Origin of the sequence: Actinomadura roseirufa, from assembly GCF_900659635.1 — a bacterium.
Taxonomy (GTDB): domain Bacteria; phylum Actinomycetota; class Actinomycetes; order Streptosporangiales; family Streptosporangiaceae; genus Spirillospora; species Spirillospora roseirufa.
The window spans coordinates 1-4,159 of the sequence record NZ_CAACVB010000447.1 but is presented as its reverse complement, the minus strand read 5'-3'; the positions used below and the strand labels follow the sequence as shown (position 1 = coordinate 4,159).

The following is a 4,159-nucleotide window of genomic DNA, read 5'->3' as shown; positions in this document are numbered from 1 at the left end:
CGCGCGCCGGCCCGCCGCGGCTCGCGCACGACCGCGAGCACCCCGGCGACCGCCACCGCCGTGATCGGCGCGTTCATCAGGAAGATCCACCGCCAGCCCGCGGAGTCGACCAGCAGCCCGCCCAGCAGCGGCCCCGCCGGGAGCGCGGTCGAGGACACCCCCCCCCACACCCCCAGGGCCCGCGCCTGCTCGGCCCGGCCCGGATACACCGCGGTGATCACGGCGAGGCCGCCCGGCAGCAGCAGCGCGGCCCCCGCCCCCTGGACCACCCGCGCCGCGATCAGCGATCCCGCGCCCGGCGCCGCCCCGCAGCACACCGACGCCGCGCCGAACAGCACGAGACCCGCGACGATCGTCCGGCGGTGCCCGAACCGGTCGCCGAGCGCGCCGCCGCCCAGAAGCAGCCCGGCGATCGCCACCGCGTAGCCGTCCACCACGCCCTGCAGGCCCGGCAGATCCGTCCCCAGCGCCCGGCCGATCCCCGGCAGCGCGACGTTGACGACGGTCACGTCGAGCAGGACTAAGAACATCCCGGCGCACAGGATGGCGAGCATCGCCCCGCGACGCGGGACGGGCGCCGGGGCGGAGAACCGGATCGAGGACTGGGCGGACGGCGCGTGCGCGGTGGTCTCGGCGGACATGCCTCCACCGTGCCCCGCGGACGTTTCGCCGAGCCTCGAACCTTCCCCGCGCGGCGCCCGCCACCGCCCGCCCGGGTGGACGGCCCGCAGGTCAGGCCCGTGGTCAGGGCCACGGTTCCGAAAAGCGAATCGGGGCGGCGGGCCGGGCGCGGAGATCAGGCGATGGCGACCCGGGCCAGCGCCCCGGTCTCCAGCGCGACCCACAGCGCGCCGTCGGGGCCGGGCGCGATGCCGTGCGGCTCGCTTCCCGGCGTCGGCAGCGCGTGCTCGTCGATCCGGCCCTCCGGGGTGATGCGGCCGACGTGCGCGGTGCCCCACTCGGTGAACCACAGCGACCCGTCGGGCCCGGCGGCGACGGCGTGCGGGCGCGCGGCGGGGTCGGGCAGCGCGAACTCGGTGACCTTGCCCTCGACCGTGATCCGCCCGATCTGGCCGGCGCCGATCTCGACGAACCACAGGGCGCCGTCCGGGCCCGCCGTGACACCGTAAGGGCCCGCGTCCGGTCCGGACACGGCGAACTCCCTGATCGTGACATGCGAACCCTGCGACATGAACCGTCCTTTCGTCCCACCTCGTGCCCTTTTCGTGCGAAGGCGAGACCAACGCTCGCCGAACCGGCCGCGCCCGTCATTAACGATCACGGAGGACGGTGGCGGCGGCGCGCGGGGCGGCCGCGCGGCCGGGTCAGCCGACGCGCATCGCCTCGCGGGCGTCGGCGGCGCGCCGCTCGGTGTCCTCGTGCCGGCCCCGGACGCCCCACTGCTCCTCCAGGCGCATCGCGGTGCCCAGGGCGAAGAACGTGGGCGCCCAGTGGCCCACGAAGATGCCCCACCGGTCGGCCCGGTCGATCTCGGCGGCCTCGGCCTTCAGCGAGACCGCCCAGGCGGCGAAGGACAGCCCGATCGAGCCGAACCCCAGCGTGTACAGCACGTTCGACGACAGCCCCATCTTGCGCAGTTGCGAGAGCATGGCCTTCTCCTCATCGGCTCGCGGTCGCGTGTCCAGCAGGCTGCTTTCCCCCGTGACCTGCGGATAAGGCAATGCACCGGCCAAGGAAACCGTGGTCGCTGGACGCGGGAGGCTCAGCGGGCGCCGCGCCGGGCGGGGAAACCGTGGACGCGAGCCGCGAGCACCACCACCAGGACGGGCACGAGCAGCACGAACGTCGCCCAGGCGAACGACCCCGCGCCGAACAGGCCCAGCAGGACGCCCCCGGCGATCCCGCCGCCCGCCATCGCCACGTTCCACAACGTCACGAGAAGGGCCTGCGCCGAATCCGCCGAGTCCCCGCCCGCCTCGCCCGCCGCGGTCTGCAGCAGCGTCGGCGCGCCGCCCCAGCCGAGACCCCACAGCGTCACGGCCGCGTAGACGAGCGCGGGCGTGCCGGCCCCCAGAGCCAGCACGGTGGCGGCCGCGGCGACCAGCACGACGCTCATGACGGTCAACGCCCGCAGGCGGCGGTGGATGTGCGCGCCCACCACCCAGATGCCCAGCAGCGACGCGCCGCCGAACACCAGCAGCACCACGTCGGTGGACCCGCCCATGCCGGCGTCGTCGAGGAACGTGGCGATGTAGGCGTAGGGGATCGTGTGCGCCAGGACGAAGGCGAACGTCACGAACAGCACCGGCGCCACGCCCGGAACGCGCAGGACGCCCGGACCCGCGGCCCGCCCCTCCCGCCGCCCCGGCAGGTCGGGGACGGCCACGACGATCCAGCCGATCAGCACGACGGTCAGCGCGGTCACGGCGAGGAACGCCGTCCGCCACCCGAACTCCGTCCCCACGAACGTGCCCGCCGGCACGCCCGCCGACAGCGCCAGGGGGATGCCCGCCATGGCGATGGCGATCGCCCGGCCCTGCAGGTGCGGCGGCGCCAGCCGGCGGGCGTACCCGGCCAGCAGCGCCCACGCCAGGCCCGCGGCCACCCCGGCGGCGAACCGCGCGGCCATCGTCAGGACGTAGGAGTCCGACACCGCCGTGACGGTGTTGGCCACGGCGAAGCCCGTGACCGTCGCCAGCAGCAGGCGCTTGCGCCGCCACGCCGCCGTCGCCGCGGTCAGCGGGACGGCGGTCAGCGCCGTCCCGGCCGCGTACACGGTGACGGCCTGCCCCGCCGCCGGCTCGCCGACGCCCAGGCCGGCGCTCATCCCCGGCAGCAGGCCCGCGGGCAGCGTCTCGGTCAGGCTGGTGATGAACACCGCCGTCGCCAGCGCCAGCAGCGCCGGCAGGGGCGGTCTGCGGTCGCCGTCCTCCGCCCGGGAGGGGGAGAGGGGATCCAGGTCCGCGGTGCGCATGATGGTCGATCCTCGGTCGGGGGGCGCGGCCGTGCCGCCTTACGGGAACGACGGTGCCGCGCTCCGCTTCGGACCCGCTGACGATCCGCTGACGGCCCACCACGCGGCCATGTGTACGGTGCGGTCATGCGGTTCGGCGTGCTCGGTCCACTGACGGTGTGGGACGAGGAAGGGGAGCCGGTCGGGATTCCCGAGGTGAAGGTCCGCGCGCTGCTCGCGGTCCTGCTGGCCCACGAGGGCCGCCCGGTGTCCGCCGGCCGGCTCGTCGAGGACCTGTGGGCCGGGCGGCCGCCCGGCAAGCCCGCCAACGCCCTGCAGGCCAAGGTGTCCCTGCTGCGCCGGGCCCTCGGCCGCGACCGCGTGCCGCGCCAGGCGGCCGGCTACCGGCTCGTCCTGGACCGCCCCGGCGACGAGGTGGACGCCGCCCGGTTCGCCGCCCTGGCCGCGCGGGCCCGCGACTCCCGCGACCCCGCCGTCCGGGCCGCGCTGCTCACCGAGGCCCTGGACCTGTGGCGCGGGCCCGCGTTCGCCGACTTCGCCGACGCGGCGTTCGCGCGGGACGCGGCGCGGCGCCTGGAGGAGCGGCGCCTGGACGTCCTGGAGGAGCGGGCCGAGAGCCGCCTCGACGCGGGCGAGCACACCCCGCTCGCCGCCGAGCTGGCCTCCCTGGTGGCACGCCACCCGCTCCGCGAGCGCCTGCGCGCCGCCCAGATGCGGGCCCTGTACCTGGCGGGCCGCCAGAGCGAGGCCCTGGCCGCCTACGCCGAGGCGCGGACCACGCTCGCCGCCGAACTGGGGCTGGAACCGGGACCGGAACTGGCGGCCCTGCACACCGCCATCCTCCGCCAGGACCCCTCCCTCGCCCCGCGGATCACGGCCCCCGGGACCACGGCCCCCGGCGTCCCGGTGAGCGGCCCCGGCCCCGCCGCCGTGCCCGCCCCGCCGCCGCGCTCGAACCTGCCGGCCCCGCTGACCTCGCTCATCGGCCGGGACCGGTGCCTGCGGGACGTGCGGCGGCTCGTCGGAGCGTCCCGCCTGGTCACCCTCACCGGGCCGGGCGGGGTCGGCAAGACGCGCCTGGCGCTGGAGGCCGCCTCCCGGCTCGCCGCGGACGAGGCCGCCCTCCCCGGCGGGGTCCGGCTCGTCGAACTGGCCGCCCGCCGCGGCGGCGCCGCGGAGCTGGCCCGGGAGATCCTCGCCGCGCTCGGCATCCCCGACGACGAC

The 4,159-nt window shown here is 77.0% G+C and carries 5 protein-coding genes; 1 reads left to right on the top strand and 4 read right to left on the bottom strand.

Annotated elements, in window-relative coordinates; translation table 11 throughout:
* The 4 genes from E1291_RS39820 to E1291_RS39805 all read right to left on the bottom strand — a co-directional run.
* Positions 1–641 (bottom strand): MFS transporter (locus E1291_RS39820; RefSeq protein WP_242614674.1); only part of this gene is annotated, 641 nt, incomplete at its 3' end.
* Between the two features lie 155 nt (positions 642–796).
* The gene (locus tag E1291_RS39815) at positions 797–1,192 is read right to left on the bottom strand and encodes a Vgb family protein (protein ID WP_207401205.1); all 396 of its coding nucleotides are present in this window, start codon (positions 1,190–1,192) and stop codon (positions 797–799) included.
* Between the two features lie 133 nt (positions 1,193–1,325).
* Positions 1,326–1,610 carry a hypothetical protein gene (locus tag E1291_RS39810; RefSeq protein ID WP_131743177.1) on the bottom strand — a complete coding sequence of 95 codons (285 nt, stop codon included), beginning with the start codon at positions 1,608–1,610 and terminating at the stop codon, positions 1,326–1,328.
* A gap of 113 nt (positions 1,611–1,723) precedes the next feature.
* Positions 1,724–2,935: an MFS transporter gene (locus E1291_RS39805; RefSeq protein ID WP_131743176.1), complete on the bottom strand. Its 1,212-nt coding sequence runs from the start codon at positions 2,933–2,935 to the stop codon at positions 1,724–1,726.
* Positions 2,936–3,061: 126 nt separating this feature from the next.
* On the opposite strand from E1291_RS39805, the gene E1291_RS39800 reads away from it, so the two are divergent.
* The coding region (locus tag E1291_RS39800) for an AfsR/SARP family transcriptional regulator (RefSeq protein WP_131743175.1) at positions 3,062–4,159 on the top strand (1,098 nt) is incomplete at its 3' end.